At 40.6% G+C, this 19,534-nt stretch carries 22 protein-coding genes; 6 read left to right on the top strand and 16 right to left on the bottom strand.

Annotation, left to right across the window (positions count from 1 at the left end; all coding sequences use genetic code 11):
* Window positions 1–31: 31 nt before the first annotated feature.
* Complete coding sequence (locus CDG76_RS36145; RefSeq protein ID WP_143854087.1) at window positions 32–385, bottom strand: hypothetical protein; 354 nt, start codon at window positions 383–385, stop codon at window positions 32–34.
* Between the two features lie 112 nt (window positions 386–497).
* Between CDG76_RS36145 and CDG76_RS14355 the strand changes: the two genes are divergently transcribed.
* Window positions 498–953 (top strand): GNAT family N-acetyltransferase, encoded by a 456-nt coding sequence (locus tag CDG76_RS14355; protein ID WP_094349667.1) that lies wholly within the window; start codon window positions 498–500, stop codon window positions 951–953.
* A 46-nt stretch (window positions 954–999) separates the two neighbouring features.
* On the opposite strand, the gene CDG76_RS14350 is transcribed toward CDG76_RS14355, so the two are convergent.
* The gene (locus CDG76_RS14350; RefSeq protein ID WP_094349666.1) at window positions 1,000–3,228 is read right to left on the bottom strand and encodes a hybrid sensor histidine kinase/response regulator; all 2,229 of its coding nucleotides are present in this window, start codon (window positions 3,226–3,228) and stop codon (window positions 1,000–1,002) included.
* A gap of 449 nt (window positions 3,229–3,677) precedes the next feature.
* Here CDG76_RS14350 and CDG76_RS14345 point away from each other — a divergent pair, with 449 nt between their 5' ends.
* On the top strand, window positions 3,678–4,604 hold the full coding sequence (locus CDG76_RS14345; protein ID WP_094349665.1) for a cobalamin-binding protein: 927 nt from the start codon (window positions 3,678–3,680) through the stop codon (window positions 4,602–4,604).
* Between the two features lie 140 nt (window positions 4,605–4,744).
* Here the strand turns inward: CDG76_RS14345 and CDG76_RS14340 are convergent, their stop codons facing one another.
* From CDG76_RS14340 to CDG76_RS14330, 3 genes are all read right to left on the bottom strand, one after another.
* Entirely contained in the window at window positions 4,745–5,047 is a 303-nt protein-coding gene (locus CDG76_RS14340; protein ID WP_094349664.1) for a TMEM165/GDT1 family protein, read from the bottom strand.
* Between the two features lie 114 nt (window positions 5,048–5,161).
* A complete protein-coding gene (locus CDG76_RS14335) occupies window positions 5,162–5,590 on the bottom strand; it encodes a TMEM165/GDT1 family protein (protein WP_094349663.1) in 429 nt (142 codons plus the stop codon).
* Between the two features lie 101 nt (window positions 5,591–5,691).
* Entirely contained in the window at window positions 5,692–6,042 is a 351-nt protein-coding gene (locus CDG76_RS14330; protein ID WP_094349662.1) for a YkgJ family cysteine cluster protein, read from the bottom strand.
* Between the two features lie 231 nt (window positions 6,043–6,273).
* Between CDG76_RS14330 and psb30 the strand changes: the two genes are divergently transcribed.
* Complete coding sequence (gene psb30 / locus CDG76_RS14325; RefSeq protein WP_190240852.1) at window positions 6,274–6,417, top strand: photosystem II reaction center protein Ycf12/Psb30; 144 nt, start codon at window positions 6,274–6,276, stop codon at window positions 6,415–6,417.
* Window positions 6,418–6,467: 50 nt separating this feature from the next.
* Here psb30 and CDG76_RS14320 read toward each other — a convergent pair whose 3' ends face one another.
* Both CDG76_RS14320 and CDG76_RS14315 read right to left on the bottom strand, forming a co-directional pair.
* Window positions 6,468–8,645, bottom strand: coding sequence for a single-stranded-DNA-specific exonuclease RecJ (locus CDG76_RS14320; protein WP_094349661.1), 2,178 nt, complete (start codon window positions 8,643–8,645; stop codon window positions 6,468–6,470).
* 81 nt (window positions 8,646–8,726) lie between these two features.
* On the bottom strand, window positions 8,727–9,152 hold the full coding sequence (locus tag CDG76_RS14315; protein ID WP_094349660.1) for a hypothetical protein: 426 nt from the start codon (window positions 9,150–9,152) through the stop codon (window positions 8,727–8,729).
* A 253-nt stretch (window positions 9,153–9,405) separates the two neighbouring features.
* Between CDG76_RS14315 and CDG76_RS14310 the strand changes: the two genes are divergently transcribed.
* Both CDG76_RS14310 and CDG76_RS14305 read left to right on the top strand, forming a co-directional pair.
* A complete protein-coding gene (locus CDG76_RS14310; protein ID WP_073645131.1) occupies window positions 9,406–9,657 on the top strand; it encodes a UPF0175 family protein in 252 nt (83 codons plus the stop codon).
* Window positions 9,650–10,144, top strand: coding sequence for a DUF3368 domain-containing protein (locus tag CDG76_RS14305; RefSeq protein ID WP_094349659.1), 495 nt, complete (start codon window positions 9,650–9,652; stop codon window positions 10,142–10,144). The genes CDG76_RS14310 and CDG76_RS14305 overlap by 8 nt, the downstream gene beginning before the upstream one ends.
* A gap of 189 nt (window positions 10,145–10,333) precedes the next feature.
* Here the strand turns inward: CDG76_RS14305 and pstB are convergent, their stop codons facing one another.
* The 5 genes from pstB to CDG76_RS14280 all read right to left on the bottom strand — a co-directional run bounded on the left by pstB (window position 10,334) and on the right by CDG76_RS14280 (window position 15,357).
* Window positions 10,334–11,161 (bottom strand): phosphate ABC transporter ATP-binding protein PstB, encoded by an 828-nt coding sequence (pstB, locus tag CDG76_RS14300; protein ID WP_094349658.1) that lies wholly within the window; start codon window positions 11,159–11,161, stop codon window positions 10,334–10,336.
* 52 nt (window positions 11,162–11,213) lie between these two features.
* Window positions 11,214–12,113, bottom strand: a complete 900-nt coding sequence (pstA, locus tag CDG76_RS14295; protein WP_094349657.1) for a phosphate ABC transporter permease PstA — start codon at window positions 12,111–12,113, stop codon at window positions 11,214–11,216.
* 5 nt (window positions 12,114–12,118) lie between these two features.
* Window positions 12,119–13,060, bottom strand: coding sequence for a phosphate ABC transporter permease subunit PstC (gene pstC / locus CDG76_RS14290; RefSeq protein WP_094349656.1), 942 nt, complete (start codon window positions 13,058–13,060; stop codon window positions 12,119–12,121).
* Window positions 13,061–13,110: 50 nt separating this feature from the next.
* On the bottom strand, window positions 13,111–14,112 hold the full coding sequence (locus CDG76_RS14285; RefSeq protein ID WP_094349655.1) for a PstS family phosphate ABC transporter substrate-binding protein: 1,002 nt from the start codon (window positions 14,110–14,112) through the stop codon (window positions 13,111–13,113).
* Window positions 14,113–14,199: 87 nt separating this feature from the next.
* Window positions 14,200–15,357, bottom strand: coding sequence for a sulfate ABC transporter substrate-binding protein (locus CDG76_RS14280; RefSeq protein ID WP_094349654.1), 1,158 nt, complete (start codon window positions 15,355–15,357; stop codon window positions 14,200–14,202).
* Between the two features lie 526 nt (window positions 15,358–15,883).
* On the opposite strand from CDG76_RS14280, the gene CDG76_RS14275 reads away from it, so the two are divergent.
* The gene (locus tag CDG76_RS14275) at window positions 15,884–16,285 is read left to right on the top strand and encodes a nuclease A inhibitor family protein (RefSeq protein ID WP_094349653.1); all 402 of its coding nucleotides are present in this window, start codon (window positions 15,884–15,886) and stop codon (window positions 16,283–16,285) included.
* A gap of 242 nt (window positions 16,286–16,527) precedes the next feature.
* On the opposite strand, the gene CDG76_RS14270 is transcribed toward CDG76_RS14275, so the two are convergent.
* The 4 genes from CDG76_RS14270 to CDG76_RS14255 form a co-directional block, all read right to left on the bottom strand.
* Window positions 16,528–17,373, bottom strand: a complete 846-nt coding sequence (locus CDG76_RS14270; RefSeq protein WP_094349652.1) for a DNA/RNA non-specific endonuclease — start codon at window positions 17,371–17,373, stop codon at window positions 16,528–16,530.
* Between the two features lie 335 nt (window positions 17,374–17,708).
* The gene (locus tag CDG76_RS14265) at window positions 17,709–18,077 is read right to left on the bottom strand and encodes a hypothetical protein (RefSeq protein WP_094349651.1); all 369 of its coding nucleotides are present in this window, start codon (window positions 18,075–18,077) and stop codon (window positions 17,709–17,711) included.
* Window positions 18,078–18,095: 18 nt separating this feature from the next.
* Complete coding sequence (locus CDG76_RS14260) at window positions 18,096–18,929, bottom strand: hypothetical protein (RefSeq protein WP_094349650.1); 834 nt, start codon at window positions 18,927–18,929, stop codon at window positions 18,096–18,098.
* Window positions 18,926–19,171, bottom strand: a complete 246-nt coding sequence (locus CDG76_RS14255; RefSeq protein WP_190240851.1) for a hypothetical protein — start codon at window positions 19,169–19,171, stop codon at window positions 18,926–18,928. The genes CDG76_RS14260 and CDG76_RS14255 overlap by 4 nt, the downstream gene beginning before the upstream one ends.
* Window positions 19,172–19,534: the final 363 nt, after the last annotated feature.

Here is a 19,534-nt window from a genome sequence, read left to right as displayed (position 1 = left end):
ACGTGAATTCCACGGCTCATATAGTATCCGTCTAATTTGCACAATCAAAAACACCTCTCCCTGATTTTACTGCGTAAAACCCTCCCTCTCCGAGTCCTACAGTGTACACACATCTTGGTAATGAAGCCCCAATCCTGGATTTACCCCCTTTAATCCCCCCTTGTAAAGGGGGGAAATATCCGGTTCTCCCCCAAGGCATCGGGGGAGTTAGAGGGGGGGTCAGAAGGACTTGTGTGTACACCGTACCCGGATTTGTCACGCATAGTGTAGGCTTCAGGGGAAGAGGAGTGTGGGGAGTGTGGGGAGTGTGGGGGGTAAGACTTCTTCCCCATCCTCCCACACCTCCCACACCTCCCACACCTCCCACACCCCTTGGATTTCTCACAAGTGAGAAATCCAGGCGTAGAGGGACAGGCTTGCACTTTCGTTCAAAGCAGGGAGAGGTGCATCAAACTCACGTTAAACTACAATTATGTAGTAACATCCAAGAGAGTTTAATGAGTAATTTAGTTATAAAAGTTGCTGAATTACCTAAAGATTTTCCAGCAATTCAAGCAATTAGAAAATCAATTTTTCAAGAAGAACAAGGGGTAGATCCCGCTTTAGAATTTGATGGCAAAGATGAAATATCCGATCATCTAATTGCTTATTTAAATATGGAAGTTGTGGGTACTGCTAGAATCAGATATTTAGATGATAAAACTGCCAAAATAGAAAGGTTAGCTGTTTTATCGACAGTTAGAGGGCAAGGTATTGGTAAGAAAATTATGGAAAATGCCCTACAGGTGATAGCTAACAAAAATATTCCAGAAGTAGTGATTCATGCTCAAGAATATGTGAAAGATTTATACAAAAAGCTGGATTTTATAGAAGAAGGAGAAATATTTGAAGAAGCTAGTACTCTCCATGTGAAAATGAGAAAAATATTTTCACATCCAAGTAAAAATATTTAGTATTTTCTTACTAAGTCTTCAGATAAAAATGTATTTTTATAAGCAATTAACTAAAATATTTCATTAGAACTGACTCTAGCTGGACTATGCGAATTGGCTTGACAAGGTAATCATTAACACTACCTAGCGGCATGACAATTTCCTCCTCTAAAGGTTCGCTAAAGGTCATCATCACAATCGGTAAATGTTCCCGATAAGGCTCTTTTCTAAGGATATTCAACAAATTCAAGATATGAACATCCTTTACTAACTGCAAATCAAAAAAAACTAAATCTGGTTGGAAGCTTTGTACCTGTTTCAAAAAGTCGTTACTATTATCTATCCACTTGACTTGGTAGCCAATTGTGTGGAGATAATCTTGCAACACTGTTGCTGTATTTTCCTCTTCTTCTACAAGCAAAATAGTTTTATTTGTGGGGATGACTGAAGAAGAGGAGGACGAGGTAAAATTTGCTTCCTCTTCTATCTCATCTATCTTATGTATGTCATTTGTCTCATTTTCCCCATTTCCCGGATGCTCTGAATTTGGTAGAAACAGATTGAACTGACTGCCCTTTCCTAAAGTTGATGTCACAGTAACATCTCCACCATGTAAACGCGCTAATTTCCGCGTCAATGCTAAACCCAAACCAGTGCCTTCATACTGCCGATTTAACCGACTGTCAAGCTGTTTAAACGGTTCAAATAGAAATTGAAACTGACTTGAATCTATACCAATGCCAGTATCTGAAACTGTAAACGTTATCCCTTGTGGCACTTTTTTGACTACCAGCGATACAATACCTGCTGGGGTGAATTTAATGGCGTTGGTCAGCAAGTTGAGTAGCATTTGCTTGATGCGCCGCTCATCAGCAATACAAATATCCGCTTCTAGGTCAATTTCATGTGTGAGTTGCAATCCCTTCTCTGAGGCGCGATCGCGCACTGTCCAGATGGCATAATTACATATATCTGCCACTGACAACGATGATAGTAACAGTTCTTCTTTACCTGCTTCTACCTTAGATAAGTCAAGGATATCGTTAATCACTGCCAGCAGGTGTTCACCACTACTATATATACAACTTACATATTCGTTCTGCTTTTCATTCAGAGAGCCAACTATTTCTTGTTGCAATAACTGTGACAAACCCATAATCGCATTGAGAGGTGTCCGCAACTCATGGCTCATGGTTGCTAAAAATTCAGTTTTTGCTCGACTGGCAGCTTCTGCTGCTTCTTGAGAAGCGCGTAGTTTCAACTCTGTTTGCTTACGTTCAGTAATATCCTCAATCATCGCTAGAAAAAACTCAGGTTCACCATTGGTGCCTGGTATAACAGAAACAGAGATATGAGTCCAAACTAAGCTACCATTTTGATGCTGGCAGCGTCTTTCTATCTCAATACGATGTCTTTCGACAAGCTGTTTCTGATGGTTGGAGGGTTGTAAACCGTCTCTCGAAGTTCTCTTTAAGTCTGTGCGAATTCCTGACATCAGTCGTTTGTAAAGTTTTAAATCCTCCCTTTCTATGGAAATGTAATCTGTAAAGCGCTTGCCGTATAAATCTTCTCGGCTGTATCCTAAAATCTCGCACAGTGCCAGATTAGTATCGACTATCTGCCCTTTCATATCTATCAGGCCAATGCCGATAGAGGAACGCTCAAAAATCGCCCGAAATTGTGCCTCACTCTGTCGCAGTGCTTCCTCTACGACGTTTCGCTCATTCGCTTCTATAGCCAGCGTCACAAAATCTGCAATTGAGCCAGCAAAACTCTCTTCTTCTAAAGTCCATTGGCGACCTTCACCTATGTGTTCGTGGCATACTACGCCCACCAAATGACCCTCTAGCCAAATTGGTGCGTCTAGTATAGATGTGATGCCCAAAACTGAAAAATAAGACTCGGATAATTCTTGGGTTCTGGGATCGTTTCTGGCATTCTCCGCAGCAATAGTACGCTCCTCTTCTAAAGCCTGGAAATAAGCAGGAAAATTTGTTTTTAAAAGAGAGTTACCAAGGGTATGCTCCTTAGTCCTGATATCATACAAATTAATGCATTCAATTTTTGAACGTTCTTCATTATATAACCATACCCCAACTCGCTCTACTAACAGCGTCTGAGCAGCAGTTTCTGTGATTTCCCTCAACACGGCATTGAGATTACCTTGCTGAAACGTTTTGCTTCTTGCCAGTTGCACCAGCGTTTGGCTTTGTTTTCGCCGACTATTTTCTCTGATTCGTAAAGCCTCTTGGGCCTGGTTCTGCTCTGTAATATCTCTAGCTGACACCACTTGCATTAGTTGCCCTCAAGAAGAAATAATTTGGACTTGCAGTTCTACGGAAAAAGTAGAACTGTCTTTGTATAACTACAATTACTTGAGATGGTTTTTCATAACCGGAAAGTATAATTTTTCTAATTAAATTTTATGATTCTGGCTAATTAGTTATAAGCTAGATTTTGCTGATTACTTCTGTTACTTCATACGATTAATTTTTGCCAGGGGATAATTAGCATTTAAAGTAATTTCACTATTAAGTAATTCTACTATCAAGTAGTACAAGTAGTATAGTATTTTTAATTTGGAACTGGGGAGTGGTAAAGATTCTTCTCAATAGCCAATCCCTAGTACAATTTCTTGCTTAGTAATGACTAGCAAAATACCCTTGATTCTCCTAGAGAAAGATACCTAATGGCTCAAATTCTGCCAAACTTAAGGTAACGGCAAGCTTTTGCGGAGGTGGAGCGATGACAGATAGTGATGTAAGAATTGTTTCCCTGATTCCCGGTGGAACGGAGATTTTAGCGACACTAGGGTTGGTTAATGCTATTGTGGGGCGATCGCACGAATGTGATTACCCTCCAGAAATCCTCAATCGCCCCATTTGTACCCAAGCACGTTTAAACAGTGATGCCTCCAGCAGCCAGATTAACGATGAAGTGAACAAATTATTGCAATCTGCTCTTAGTATCTATGAAATCAAAATAGATGTTTTAGAGCAGTTGCAGCCTACCCACATTCTCACTCAAGACCAGTGCGATGTTTGTGCTGTTAGCTTACATGATGTTGAAAAGGCAGTTGCTACACTCGTTGATAGTAAACCTCAGATTATTTCTTTACAACCCAATATTCTCCGGGATGTTTGGGCAGACATTGAGCGAGTCGGCAACATCTTTGGCGTAGACTCGGTAAAAGTCTTAGAAAATTTAGAAGCTCGCGTCAAAATCTGCCAGCAAAAAATCCAAGGACTTTCTTTAGATGAACTACCTACTGTCGCCTGTATCGAGTGGACTGATCCTTTGATGATCGCTGCGAATTGGATTCCTGAATTAGTTAACTTAGCAGGAGGACAGTCTCTATTTTGCGCTACAGGTCAGCCTTCTCCGATCCTGCCGTGGGAAACACTAGTAACAACTAATCCCGATGTAATTGTTTTTATGCCTTGTGGCTTTGATTTAAACCGCACTCGCAAAGAAGCCAATTTATTAACTCAACGTCCAGAGTGGGAAAAACTACACGCTACCGCAGCTGGTAGAGTCTACATTACTGATGGCAATTCTTACTTCAATCGTCCAGGGCCGCGACTGGTAGATTCTCTAGAAATTTTGGCAGAAATTTTGCATCCAGAAATTTTTCAATACGGCTACAAAGGAACTGCTTGGGAACTTTTGTAAATGAGAATTCAGAACTCAGGAGCGGAGCCGGAGACGCTCCGCCTCCGGTCAGAATTCAGTATTAATTCGAGTCATTAGATAATTCTAATCCTCCACGAAGAGTAATTCTGATTTCTGGATTCTGAATTCTGAATTCTTCTCTAAGGTGTTTGTTCAGAATCTGCTGATGGTTCATTGTTAAATAACAGCAGGCGTACAGCAAGAATGGCAAATCCTACAGCCGCGATCGCTTTTAAAACGCGTGTAGGTAGTAATTCGGCTACTGCACCCCCTGCTAACGATCCCAATAGGCTTGTCAACAGCAATGCGCCTGCTGCACCGAAAAATACTGCACGTGGAGAATTAGAACGTCCTGAAAGTGCGATCGCTGCTAGCTGACTTTTGTCACCCAATTCTGATAAAAAAACTGTAATAAAGCTCAGTCCTAATAAATGCCAATCCATATATTTAGGGGGAATGGGGAATGGGGAGCAGGGGGAGATGAGGGAGAATAACTACTAACTTTTAATTCCTAATTCTTAACTAGTAACTTCTACCTCCTAACTCCTAACTTTTAACTAACCTTGGAATACATCCCAAAACAGCATTATAGAAATTACTAACAACATCACGCCGGCTGATTTTTCTACAGTTTTCGGGCTGAGTCGATTGGCTATCCAACTACCTAAAAGTACGCCTAATAGGCTGGTAGTTATTAGCGCCGCCGCCGAGCCGATAAATACCACCCACGGCGAATGAGATTGTGCGCTCATTAACAGAGTCGATAGCTGAGTCTTATCTCCAATTTCTGCTAGGAAAATGGTTACAAAAGTCGTACCAAAAACTACCAACACTGATTGCTGCTTTTGAGGACTATCGGCAATTACAGGCTGAACTGACAGAGCGATCGCAGGAGTTAAGTTAAAATCATTGCTGTCTTCCAGTTCTAGCTCAACCTCAGTCTGAGATATGCCAGAAATCTCCAAAGGTACAGAGTCAAGTTTCATTAGGCAGTAGTTTTGGTTGCTAGAGTCTTTTCATATTTCTATCATTTTCTCATATTTTTGTCATAAATTGCAACTACATACAAAAAAGGAGGGTGGAAGTGTCAAAGGCCAACAGCTTTGTCGAAGCGTAGTATTTCTAAACTGCGATCGCCATAAACTCCTTCTATTTGCTGGCGACAGCAGTCAATAGCAAAATCGTTGACTTCTTCTGGTTCAACCCCATACATATCTTGAAACACTTCTGATTCCACACGACAGAAGCGAGGACGATTGGCGTAGATGCGACATTCTCGCGTGGTGTGGTCGAAATTAACGCACCATCCCCCTTCGCCTACCATGCTGAGGTAGAGTTCTAGTTCGGGTGGTGAGAGATACTCATCTAAATCTGGACGCTCTGCTGGATCGAGATTACAGCAGGCTCCACATTGCTTTACACATTGCCAAGTTGACATTTTGGATTGGGGATTGGGGATTGGGGATTGGGGATTGGGGATTGGGGATTGGGGGATGGGGAGAATAAACAATGCCCAATACCCAATGCCCCTATTTTACGTTTTTATGTCTTTTCTTATAATTTTGTTAAGTAAATTAAATCTAACAACCCATAGCCAGATATGATCGATTTCGGGTTTTCTAATTAAGTTATTGAATTTTTTAAGACAATTGAGAGGAGAAAAAGAAAAATGTTTGACGCTTTATCTGGATTGTTTAACGCTTTTACCAGTATCAATTGGGAAGTTATTTTCCAATTGCTGTCCGTGGCGCTAATTGTGATTGCTGGTCCAGCTGTAATCTTTGTGCTGGCATTTCGCAACGGCAACCTTTAACAGTGCTGAGTGCTGAGTGTTGAGTAGAAGAAAATTTTGGAATTTAAAACTCATAACTCAGCACTCAATACTGATAACGCCTGAAGGGCAGCTTGGATAATATTGTCATACTGTGGTTGAGAGAGATCGACTTCTTTGGCGTTTTGACGATTAGTACCCAGCAAACCAATTATATGTCCTGGCTGCATGGCTAAGACTTTGCCTTCAGAGTTTTTAATTCTTAATTCTGCTTCAATACCATTTTTATAGAAACCACAAGTATATTGTCGCTGGTTGTACTCAAAGGTTGTGCTTGACTGGATAGGTGACGAAGCAAAAAATTGTTGAAGCTTAATTGGCAACCTGACACCGATTAACTCTAGTTCGATACTAGTGTTACCGTTAAAGTAATTTTCTCGCAGTTTGTAAGCAACATCTACTCGCGGTGGTAAACGGAAATAGTCGCCCCAACGCCAAGCGATCGCTTTAATTTTGTATTCCTGATTATCGATAGTTTGGGCAATTGTCAGTTTGATGTGACCCTTCCCAACGATTTTTTGCTCAACCACTTGGACATTAGGTGTCCAGAAAACTGGATCGGGGTTGTCCATACCGCAGGGATGTAGAGCATTAAGCTGTTGATAAAGCTGCTGATTGAGATGATTGAGGTTGACTTCAGCATCAATTTTCAGCAGAGGCTTGAGATGCTGGGGTTCAAGACACTGGTTAGCAAACTTAATCAAACGCGATCGCAACGCCTGTAAATTTTCTGCTGGTAGAGAGAATCCCCCGGCTGCTTTGTGTCCGCCAAATTTGCCTAGTAAATCATGACAGTATTCCAAAGCTTCAAATACATGAAACTCTGGAATTGAGCGTGCTGAACCGCGTATATGTTCCTCATCCTCATAAGTCCCGATAAACACAGGGACTCCGTAGCGTTCCACCAAGCGGGAGGCGACGATGCCAATAACGCCGTGATGCCAATTAGGTTGAACAACAATTAATACACGATCTTGCTGTAGAGATCCAACAAATTCTGTCTCTACATAAGCGATCGCTTCTTGTTCAATTTGCTGACACATCTCCTGGCGAGAAGCGTTGACTTGTTCGCACTGCATTGCTCTTTCCAGCGCCACCCCCATATCATCTGTAGTCAGCAATTCAATCACAGTCTGGGGATTACCAATCCGACCAATAGCATTAATCCGTGGCCCCAGGCGAAAACCAATATCTTCAGGCTTGAGCGATTTTGGATTTTGGATTTTGGATTTTGGACTTGTACTGAGCGAAGTCGAAGTATTAGGAATTTTCTCCTCTACTCCCCCTACTCCCCCTGCTCCCCCTGCTCCCCCTGCTCCCCCTGCTCCCCCTGCTTTCTCATCTCCCCTCGCCTGCACGCCACCTACCTGAATTAACGCCTGTATACCAGGTAAGTTGGATTTGGGTAAATGTTGTAAACCACGTTTCACCCAACGGCGATTTACACCAGTTAAGGGGGCTAAATCTGCGATCGTTCCCAGCGTAAACAGTGCTAGCATCGGCTGGATCAAGCCCTTAGTCTCCCCTAGCTGTTGTGCTAGAGACACTGCCAAAATGTAGGCAACACCAACACCAGCAACACCCCGATAAGGTGAAGATTCTGCAATTAGTTTAGGGTTGAGGATAGCGTTAGCTGGTGGTAATTTTTGGGGGATGTCGTGGTGATCGGTGATAATAACTGCAAGACCAAGTTCTCTAGCTCTAGCAACTGGTTCAAACGCAGAGATGCCATTATCTACAGTCAGAACTAGCCCTACACCTTCACTGTGAAATTCTTCAACTATGCGTTTATTAATACCGTAGCCTTCATGCATCCGGCTGGGAATAGCATAATCTACTTGTGCGCCTAAAGTGCGGAGACTACGTAAAAGTAGAGCAGTGCTGGTCATCCCATCAGCATCATAATCGCCACAGATAGCAATTTTGGTTTGAGAAGCGATCGCATTTTGCAACAACTCCAAACTAATCGCCAAATCGGGGAAATCTTCCAACGGCGAAGGTAAGACTAAAGACTCTGGATTTAAAAATGCTTGTACCTGTTCTGGTGTTTCCATACCCCGATTAATCAACAACTGGCTGACAATCGGTGAAATATTTGCCAAAACCGCCAGATTTTGGGCAAATTCTGGTTTTTGTGGATAAATCTGCCAGCGCTGATCAGGTAAGCGCCTGCGAGGCTTTGATAGTTCAGCTACAGGTCGGTCTAACACAATAAAAGTTAGGAGTTTTCAGTTATGAGTGTTGAATTGAAAGTTATTTCTTAACTCATAACTAATAACATTATTTGCTATCTAAAACACGTTGATCCTACCATCATCCATAATATATAACGAGCGATCGCCCGGAGAGCGCCAAGTCGGACGGAGTTCTAGCCGCAATGTGCCAAAGTTAAGTTTAGAGACAATTGCTTGTAGTGATAAACCTGTTTCACTCCAAAATATCAGAGATGTATTTGGCTCAGTACCCTCTATTTGTCCTAAATTTAATTTCTGCCCTGGACTCAAGGATATTGCATCAGTCCCAGAGGGTTTTTGGATTTTGATTAGATTAGGTGTGCTATTTATAACTTCAACCCGGATATGTTGCCCAGGTGTAAACTGAATTGGGTGCGACCCACACTTAGATGCACAAGTTCGAGCTAAAGTATTACTGGGATTATTGATTGATGCAACTACAATGGTTGCTGCAACTAAAGCAAATGACAAAGGCTTAAACATAATACACAGTATAAGTACTAATCTAAAATAGTACTTCAATTTCGGACTATTAAGCCTCAGCATATTTTCCAGAATTAAGCTAATGCAAAGCAACATCAGATCATCATTCTTCGATAAGCGATTTAATCATGATTTAGCCAGTCGTCGAGTTGTTGTTGAGTCACTACTGGGTGCGATCGCTTCGCTATGCTAGTTGGACTAGTGTAAGCCATAATCAAGACAGAATTAGGAATCAGAAACACAGAAGTGAATCATGCACATCCTATCCCTTCATTATCCCGATGACTTACTTATTACCTCCGGTAAATCACCCCAAGCGTTAGAAGCAGAACTCACATTTTTGCTCGCAGTCAAACTATTTGAGCTACGCCGACTATCGCTTGGTAAAGCCGCCGCCTTTTGCAGCATGAATAAACCGCAGTTCATGTACGAACTAGGACGTTTGCAAATCCCTGTTATCAACTTAGATGATGACCAAATCGCCGACGAATTGCGCGATGATTAACTCTGTCATCGTTGCCGATAGCAGCCCCCTCATTTCCTTGGCAATTATCGCGCAACTGGAACTTTTACCCCAACTTTATCAGCGAATATTACTTCCCACAGCCGTATGGGATGAAGTAACAATCCAAGGTGTAGGTTTACCTGGCGCACAAGCCGTCAGTCAGTTAACTTGGTTGGAAATTCAAGCCCCTGAAGCCCTGATATTAGAACCATTATCAATCTTAGTTGATCGTGGAGAAGCTGAAGCTATTGCCTTGGCTCAGTCCACTCCAGATAGTACGGTACTTTTGGATGATGCTCAAGCACGAAGGGTTGCAGAACGCTTAGGAATTCGCCGGATAGGTACTCTTGGCATTTTGCGTAAGGCGAAAAAAGCAGGCTTGATTGTTGAGCTTAAAGTATATATTGAGCAGTTACGCACCAATGGAATTTATATCCGACCTAGCCTCATTGATGCAGTGCTACGGGATGTCGGAGAAATAGACTAGTCGAAGATTCAGATAAAACTCAAACAAAATTTTTTGAGTGTTATGCAGCATAGGGTGACTCTCCTACGCATTATAGATTGAGTCTGTAGTGCCGCTATTTTAGTGAGTCTGGTATCACAAAACAAAACCCTGTACAAAGACCTTATTGTACAAGGTTGTCTATTATCCTAAATACTTAGGACAAGCTCTTTAACCGAAGCGTCCGCTGATATAATCCTCAGCTTCTTTAGTTTGAGGAGAACTGAACATCTGGGCTGTCGGATTAAACTCAACTAATTTTCCACGACGTTTACCATACTCGTCAGTTTCTGTATTGAAGAAAGCCGTGAAATCTGCCACTCTCGAAGCTTGCTGCATATTGTGTGTCACCATAATGATGGTGTATTGCTCCTTGAGTTGTAAGCAGAGTTCTTCTACTTGGCGGCTAGAAATTGGGTCGAGAGCAGAACATGGTTCATCCATCAATAATACATCTGGCTTCATTGCGATCGCACGCGCAATGCAAAGTCGTTGCTGTTGTCCGCCAGATAATGCAGTTCCCTTCTCTTTGAGTTTGTCTTTGACTTCATCCCAAATAGCAGCGCGTCTGAGGGAATCTTCCACCAATTCGTCGATGTTACCTTTATAACCGTTAGCACGGGGCCCAAAGGAAATATTTTCGTATATTGACTTGGGGAAAGGATTCGGTCTTTGAAAAACCATTCCGACTTGGCGGCGTAATTTGACAGAATTTATCTTAGGATCGTAAATATTGCGATCGCGATAATTCAGTCTCCCCTCAACCTTAGCACCAGGAATTAAATCATTCATCCGGTTGAAGCAACGTAGTAAGGTACTTTTACCGCATCCTGAAGGCCCAATAAAAGCAATAATTTGTTTATCAGGAATCTTTAGATAAACATCTAAAAGTGCTAGAGATCCTCCATAAAAAACCTTCACACCTTCAACATTGAAAACGCTACTACCTTGGTCGATTGTGGCACTATCTGATTGTCTTCTACTATTGCTATAAGTCATGAAAGCGTATCTCCAAATATCTGTGAATGTATCTAATTAGATATTTAATTACCTAACGTATTGAGAAGCGTTGTCGGATATAAATTGCAACACCATTTAAAGCTAAAATCAAGAGCAACAACGCAATAATTGTCGCTGCTGCTGCACCAGCAAAACCCGGTTCAGGACGAGTGATGTAACTGTAAATTTGAATGGGTAATGCCATAAATCTCTGGAACAAACCAGGGTCAAAGGTGAGAAAACCCACAGCACCGACAACAATTAGAGAGGCTGCATCACCAATGGCACGGGATACAGAGATAATCACTCCTGTCAAAATACCAGGAATAGCATAAGGTATGACATGACTACTGATAGTTCGCCATTTGGTTACACCTAATCCATAAGAGGCATTTCTCAGGGAATCTGGGACGGCGCGAATTGCTTCTCTAGAGGTGACAATAATCACTGGCAAAGACAACAAAGATAAAGTCAATGCACCAGAAATCAAAGCGGGGCCAAACCCAAGCAGATAATTGAAAACTCCTAAACCCAGCAATCCATAAACAATAGAAGGTACACCCGCGAGATTACTGATATTAATCTCAATAATAGCTGTCCACCAAGCTTTCGGTGCATACTCTTCTAGATATAAAGCTGCTCCGACACCAATAGGAACAGTAACCAAAATCACAACAGTTCCCAAAAGAACGCTGCTGATAATTGCAGGTCGAATCCCACCTTGGTCAGCAAAACGAGAAGGAGTTTCGGTCAAAAAGCCAGGTGATAAAAATCTACCTAATCCGTCTTTAAAAATATCAAAAAGTAGCAATGCTAGGATAAATAAACCAATCAGTAATCCTAACAAAAAAATTACTTCAAATACTTTTCCTAATGTCTCTCTACTTTCAACATTATCGGTAAATTCTACCGTAGAATCTAGAGAACTATCTGGTTGATAACTTGTAGCCATACTTATTAATCGTATTTTTCTTTAAAGCGATTTGCAATCCAGTAACTCACAATATTCAAAGCTAGGGTGATGATAAACAGAACAGCACCTACAGCATATAAGGTTTTGAAATTGAGACTACCACGTGGACTATCTCCTCCAGAAATTTGTGCCATGTAAGCTGTCATTGTTTCTATTGATTCCGCAAAATTAACAGTCAGCTTTGGCTGTAGTCCGGCGGCGATTAGAACAGTCATTGTTTCACCCACAGCGCGAGAAATACCCAATATAATTGAGGCGATGATTCCTGAAAGCGCGGCTGGTAGAACTACTTTAAAAATGGTTTCCAGTTTCGTGATACCTAAAGCATAAGATCCTTCTCGTAAAGAGCGGGGAACTGCTTTAATAGCATCTAAGCTGATAGAACCAACAGTAGGAGTAATCATTACTCCCATCATTAATCCTGCACTCAAAGCGTTGAATATTTCCAGAGGGATAAAATTTCGTAGCAACGGTGTGACAAACAATAGCGCAAAGTAACCATATACTACTGTTGGTATTCCCGCTAAAAGTTCCACTGCTGGACGTAAAACTGCTGCTACTTTGGGTTGAGCATACTCACTTAAATAAATAGCAGAAGATAACCCCAAAGGAATAGCAACTGCCATCGCAATAGCTGTTGTTAAAAAAGTGCCATTGATCAAGGGCCAAACGCCAAAATGTCTATCTGCAAATAAAGGAGTCCATTTAGTATCAAGAAAGAATTGAGCAAAGGAAACTTCTTGGAAAAAACCAAATGTCTCTTGAAAGATAATTACGACAATCCCAAAAGTAGTTAAAACCGAAACTAAAGCACAAGCGAATAAAATTACTGCAACAATCTTTTCAGATATATCTTCCGATGGATTTTTATCCAGTGACTGTCTGGATAGTAGATAAGGATCGTCTTGAGAATTGAGATTTTGCATAAACAGTTAATTTTTTAACTACATCCAGACTACAAGAGCCGAAACTTTATTTAAATAAAGTTAGTGATTGGTTCACCTGGTTTTGCTTTTTTGAATTTTGTCCCCGTTTCACCAGTAGCAAATTTTTGCTTGACTTTGACATAAGCTTTATCAGGTAGTGCCACATAACCAACGCTATCTACCCACTTCCAAGAATTTTCTAGATAAAAATCTACAAATTCTTTAACTGCTGGCTTGGTATCTAAGGATTTTTTACTGACATAGAGGAACAGAGGACGAGACAAAGGTGTGTAGATATTTTTGATGACATTATCTACAGGAACTGGCTTTTCACACTTTCCTGTAGGACTTTCTACAGCAACTAGATTGAGTTTATCTTGATTTTGAATGTAGTAAGATATCCCAACATAACCCAAGGCTGATACATCACCTGACACACCTTGTACTAGGAGATTTTGATTGTGACTAGGGGTGTAATCTGTACGGCCATTCTTGGCTTTACCAGTAACAGCTTGAGTCATATAATCAAAGGTTCCAGTATCAGAAGCTGGAGCATACAGCTTCAGTTTTTCGTTAGGGAATTTGGGATTAACTTGATTCCAAGTCAGGATTTTGCCGTCTGATTTCGCGCCCCAAATTTTGCCCAGTTCCTTAATAGTTAGACATTTGGCAAAGTTATTTTTACGGTTAGCAATTACAGCTATACCATCTAAAGCTACAGGTAACTCGATAAATTCAATATTCTTACTTTTACATTTTTTGATTTCTTCATCTCTAATGGTACGAGAAGCACCAGCTATATCAATATCGCCATTACAAAATTTACTGAAACCACCACCAGTACCGCTTGAGGCAACACTAACTTTAGCTTCAGGTTTTCCTCTACCGTATTCTTCTGCAACTGCTAAAGAAACAGGAAAACCTACAGCAGCACCATCAATACTTACTTGACTTTTCAATTCTTGTCCGCTGTTACAAGCAGTGATACTGCTTGCAAGAAGCATTAAAGATGTTAAGAAAAAGCTATTTTGAAATCGGTTACAAAAGCTCATAAATTATCCATTGAGATAAAGTGGCTGAGAATTACTTATGCTTGGCTAGCGGCAAAATGTAGAGAATCCAGCATGATATCTCTTTTATCATGCTTTGTTCGCAGCTTGAATTTTGTCAAAGATTGCCCCATCTCCAAAAAACTTGCTCTGAATAATATCCCAACCACCTAAATCTTGAGATGTGAATAAAGTTTTAATTGGCGGATGTTGTGATGCTACTTCTTGGGTAACGCTGGGGTTAACAGGACGATATTGTAATTTAGCAAATTCCCGTTGAGCTTCTGTGGAGTAAAGAAAATCAACAAATGCTTGTGCAACTTCTCTTGTAGCGTGTTTATCGACGTTTTTATCAACTATCGCTACAGGATTGTCAATAGAAATATTGACTTGGGGGACAACATAAGGTAACTTAGTCCCATTTTTCCCCGCCAAAATCACCTCATTTTCGTAGTTGATTAAGACATCTCCCTCACCTTTTTGGAAGAATAAATCGCTAGCCTCACGGGCATCTTTCGTTAGAGTCGGGGTATTCTTATAAACTTTGGTGACATAATCTAGCGCTGTTGCTTCATCACCACCTGTTAGAGTTACCGAACCCCAGAAAGCCAAGAATTCCCAGATAGCAATACCAGAAGTTTTTGGGTTAGCGGCAATCACTTTCACGCCATCTTTTGCCAAGTCTGCCCAAGTCTGAATGCCTTTCGGGTTGCCTTCGCGAGTAACGATCGCAGCAACCGATCTACTAACGATACCACTTCTCGGTGCTTTGGTTTCCCAACCTGATTTGATCAAACCTGCTTGCTGAATTTTGCTGACATCAAGGGGAAGCGCCAAGTGTACTATATCTGCTTCTTGCGAACCGTCAATCACAGCAGCTGCTTGAGCGCCAGAACCACCATAACTTTGCTCAAATGTGACATTTTGGTTGTGTTCTTGCTTCCACTTTTCGATAAATTTGGGAATTATCTGATCATGTGCAGCTTTGGTGACAGAGAATGAAACGAGTTTTAACTTAACATCATTTTTGCTAGCTGAACTGCTTCCAGAACAGGAGGCAACTGCTATACTCAAAAAAATACTTATTAAAAACAGACTTACAAAGCTTTGGATACTGCGGCCATTCAACCAACTTCTAATTGCGTGTTGATACGATAGTTGTATAGTCCGCAAGGCTTTCATGGCATAAGCCTGCATCTCCTCACTCAGGAATTTACTTAATTGTGTCAGTTGTTGCGACTTGCTCATCAGAATCACCCCTAAATCTACGGTATTTCTACATGGATACCGTGATTATGAGAATTATAGGGTATATAGAATAATATTTATCATCTGGATTAATTTTTTTTGACTAAGTGAGCAATGTATCATCAAAAGTAGCAAATAAATCTGATTTACCAAGGCATTTCAGAAGACGGGTTTTTCTGCTGGCAAGCGAAACAATCCGATTGCATACATAATATTTGCTAAAAAATATGTGATTAGTAATACAAAACAGGAGTGAAAACTCGACTTTTTTTAGCCGTCAAGCTGTTTGTAAAACAAAGTAGTCGCATTAAAGCATTTTGAAAATCATATCTAGCGATCGCACTCATTACTAAATCAAGGTATGCTTTTATTTTGCTACTTTAACCAGTTATCTAATTGCAAATAAGGATTGAAAGACAGAGGATATAATTCTGCAAATCTTCCTCAAGGTTGGCCTACCCAAATTAATCTTAATTCTCTGATTGGCAAACTCAAAAATCAATGCTCATAACCATAAATAAATTTTATGACTAACGAGATTACGGAAAAACTTAAACAAGCCTCCGATGGTTTGTTAATGATAAGTGAATCAGAATATCCTTTTGAAGCTTTTTTGTGGTCTAATCAAGCGCAAGAACCAATGACCGCTCAAAAACTTCTCCAGTTAACAGGACATCCTCAAGAAACATCAGTTGAAGAAGTAGAACTAGATTATTTTTTTCGGAACTGTGCCCAAGAAAAAGAATGGCACGATGAAATACAACAACAAAACGTGCTAAAGTTTAAATCACTTGTCAAAACACTAAGAGATCGCCTCACTAATATCAAGGTTTATCGCATAGGTACGATAAGTATTGATGTCTATATTGTTGGTCAGACTCCAGATAAAGATTTAGGCGGAATTTCGACAAAAGTTGTAGAAACCTAAGAGGATGTTTGAAAAGTGGTTGGCTGTGATTTTAATTACGTTGTTACCCCCCTTAGTCCCCCCTTATAAAGGGGGGAAACAAGAAAAATCCGGTTCCCTCCCCTTTATAAGGGGAGGGTTAGGGTGGGGTAAAAAATATTTGGCACATCAATCATGACTTTTCAAACATCCTCTAAGTAATCAAACACCAGCCTGTCTATAATTTACAGACAGGCTTTAAGTTTTAAGTGAAGTAAGTATCCTTACAAATTGTCAACTCTAGACTCAATTACACTTTGAACAGACGAAGAAACATTAGAGAGCAAATTGTAACCAGTGTTTGTTTCAATGGAATCAACACTAACTCTGTAGTTTGTCCAGCTATTATTTCTAATTCCCTGCGAATTAGGCATATTCACTGCAATTACTCTTGTGTTAGTAGTAACGCTGCTAGCATCAGAATTTGGTGAATTTAATACTACAATAACCTTCCATGTTCTGGTCGGAACTGTAACGTTACCATTAGCAATTGTGTTTTTTGTTCCATTCGACCCAGTTCCACCAGTGCCATAGGAACCCGAAATAATATAGAGTTCTTTCCCCTGGTTTACTAAGTCTCTAGAATAGTTTTCTAGTGCAGCCCAAGGCCCCTGATTATTATCAGGTGATTGAGGAATTATATTCGTCATTAAAAAAGTAGCAGAGTTATTGGTAACTGTATTTGTCCTATCTGCTGAAGCAGTCATGTGTCCCCTATCAAAACCGCTACCAGTGTAATCGGAAGAAGTGACTCGGTAGCAGCTTGAAGGTAATGTAGTATCTGCACGAAAATCATCTTGGCGAGGTGCGCTTCCTAGCCATGATGTGTTTAGCTGCCAACTTACCCAATTTGGTGTCCCTCTATAGCAATTGTAAGAAACTGCGTATTGAGATTTGCTCAACAAAAGATTACTGTAACTACTGTCAGCATTACTAGGATTGCCCATTCTTAGATGAACGCTTGAGGTTTGGGCTGTTAGTGGCTTTTGTAGATAATTAAGCAGAGTGAAAGATATTGCTGTTGGTACAGCAATAGTTAGAATAGCCCTGAGAAAATCAGACTTCTTCATTTGTTACTATTTATTTGTTTAAACAAACTACAATTGTTTCTGTTAAAGTTACAGAAATTCAGTAAAACTTACCAATCGCAATATAGCTATGGTTGTATAAAGAGAGGTTAAAAAGCTGTAAATATTACGTTAACATCTAGTAATTATTTAGGTGATTATCTTAAATTAGATAAAGTCCCAAATAAGATGAAAAACTTATATATTATTTGCTTCAATAATTGAGTGATGGCGCGGAGTGCCCGCGCCAAAGCGATCGCTATTTTCGCGCTACTGAGGCTTAGAGAGTATTTTGACTGATTGACAAAATGCGCTTTATCTTAACCTCTCACGAGAGCTTAGAAAGAGGAAGGAATATTAAAAAATAGTCCTTGGTCGAATTGATCTTTCAAAAAGTCTTCTAGTTCAATTTCGTCGTCATTAAAAACTTGAAACCAAGTCTCGAAGTTGTGCTTCAAGAAGTATCTAAAAGATTTCCAACCAAAAAGTTGCTGCCCAATGTTTGTGATTGCGACGTTCATTGTATTTTCCTCAGGTTGTTTCAAGTATGTGATTAAGAATTGGTTAAACAAATTGGCGTTCCACAACAAGTGGATGAATTGTAGCAAGCTGTTCTTAGGCAGTTCTTGTACAGGGGAAGCAGACGGAGAGATTTTATAATTTGCTAAACCATCCCGCTTTCTCTGCAACGCCAACAAATTAATCATTGTTCAGCGCTCTCTGCACTAGCAAATGTATTGAGGAAGAGAATTATTCGTACTACAAGGATCTAACTTCAACTGATTCAAGACCTGCTGTAATTCCACTTCTGATATATACTTCTCCTTAAGCGAGCTGAAGTACAACAGTGCAGTTTCATAGCAGGCGACAGTTATGTTAGTGCGCTCCTCTGAACTTAGTGCTGCCACTATTTTAACTGTCTCATCCACATGCTTTACGTCACTACCTAAACAACTGTGCATTCGCAGGCAGCGAGTAGCATAGGTATTAGGTGGTAGTATCGCTTCCACCTGTTGGATATGCTCTGCTTTGATATTCATTGCTAGACGTTCCATTGTATAGCAATACCCAACGCAACCAATTGGATCTGCTGCTTGTACGCTCTGAGTGAAGTAACTCAGCAAAGCCATAGCAGTCGGAGGGAGGAGTGCTTTGACTACAGCTTCCGCCTCATATCCCATCGACTGAATATCAAGCAAAGCGAGGCGATCGTGACCTTGTTCTTCACGAGCTTTCTGTGCTGCCCACTGTGCTAAACTCCAGCGTCCCAATCCAGCAAAGCGCCCAGATGCTTCTTCCATTAATAGCGCAGTATGGTGAGTTAAATGGTAGGAAGCGGCAAGTTGCCAGATCCAATGGGAGGGAGTTAAGGCAGGTGGCTTGCAGTTTGGTAATGTATCTTTGGCAGCAGATACTATAGCTCTATCCAGAAGCTTGCGAGTCTCAGATATAGTGTCCCTGTTAAATATCAGTTGGATAAAGGGATTACTACTCTTTAGACTTAATTGGCTACTTTTGTTAGGTTTGTCGATGTTAGTTGAACGGAATAATAGATTCATGGCAAGTTTCTTTCATGGGTTCTTTCTACCCATTCACGAATAAGGTTGTGGAGGATAAAGCGTTGCATAACCTCTCTTTGGGCACAAAGAACTTTAAATTGTATCTTCAGGGAGGAGGGAATGTATGCCTTGATATGCGTGATATTGTCTCGGTCTTCATCTAAGGTGTTAGTCATGAAAGAAGAAGTTGGGCCATCAGCCTTTACCCATTCGCTGATTAATACTTCCAAGACTTCACTCATCTTTAATCCATATTGTGCACAGAGCGCTTTAAACCGAAACTTAAGCGCTTTCGGCATACTACCTTTAATCACCGTATATGCCTCTTGCTCCTCCTTATACATCCAGGTTACAAAAACGAAAGTTCAAAAGTCCTTTGTGATCTAGGGTAAGTTTTCTAAAAATTTTCACCAGTAAAGACTAGTGAAGTTAAGAAAAAAGTTATTTAGTAGTGACAACACTGCACGCATTTTAAGAAATTTCCAGAAAATAAAATATACCAATACAATAATGATAATCATTATACTAAGGTGGGAGAGATTGCCGTTGATACTCGCCTTTTTGTAGTAAATTTAATGATGATTTGATTTTTGGGTAGATAGAGG

This window comes from Nostoc sp. 'Peltigera membranacea cyanobiont' 210A, assembly GCF_002246015.1.
Classification (GTDB): Bacteria; Cyanobacteriota; Cyanobacteriia; order Cyanobacteriales; family Nostocaceae; genus Nostoc.
The sequence above is the reverse complement of the archived record's forward strand: the minus strand, read 5'-3'. Positions and strand labels throughout refer to the sequence as shown.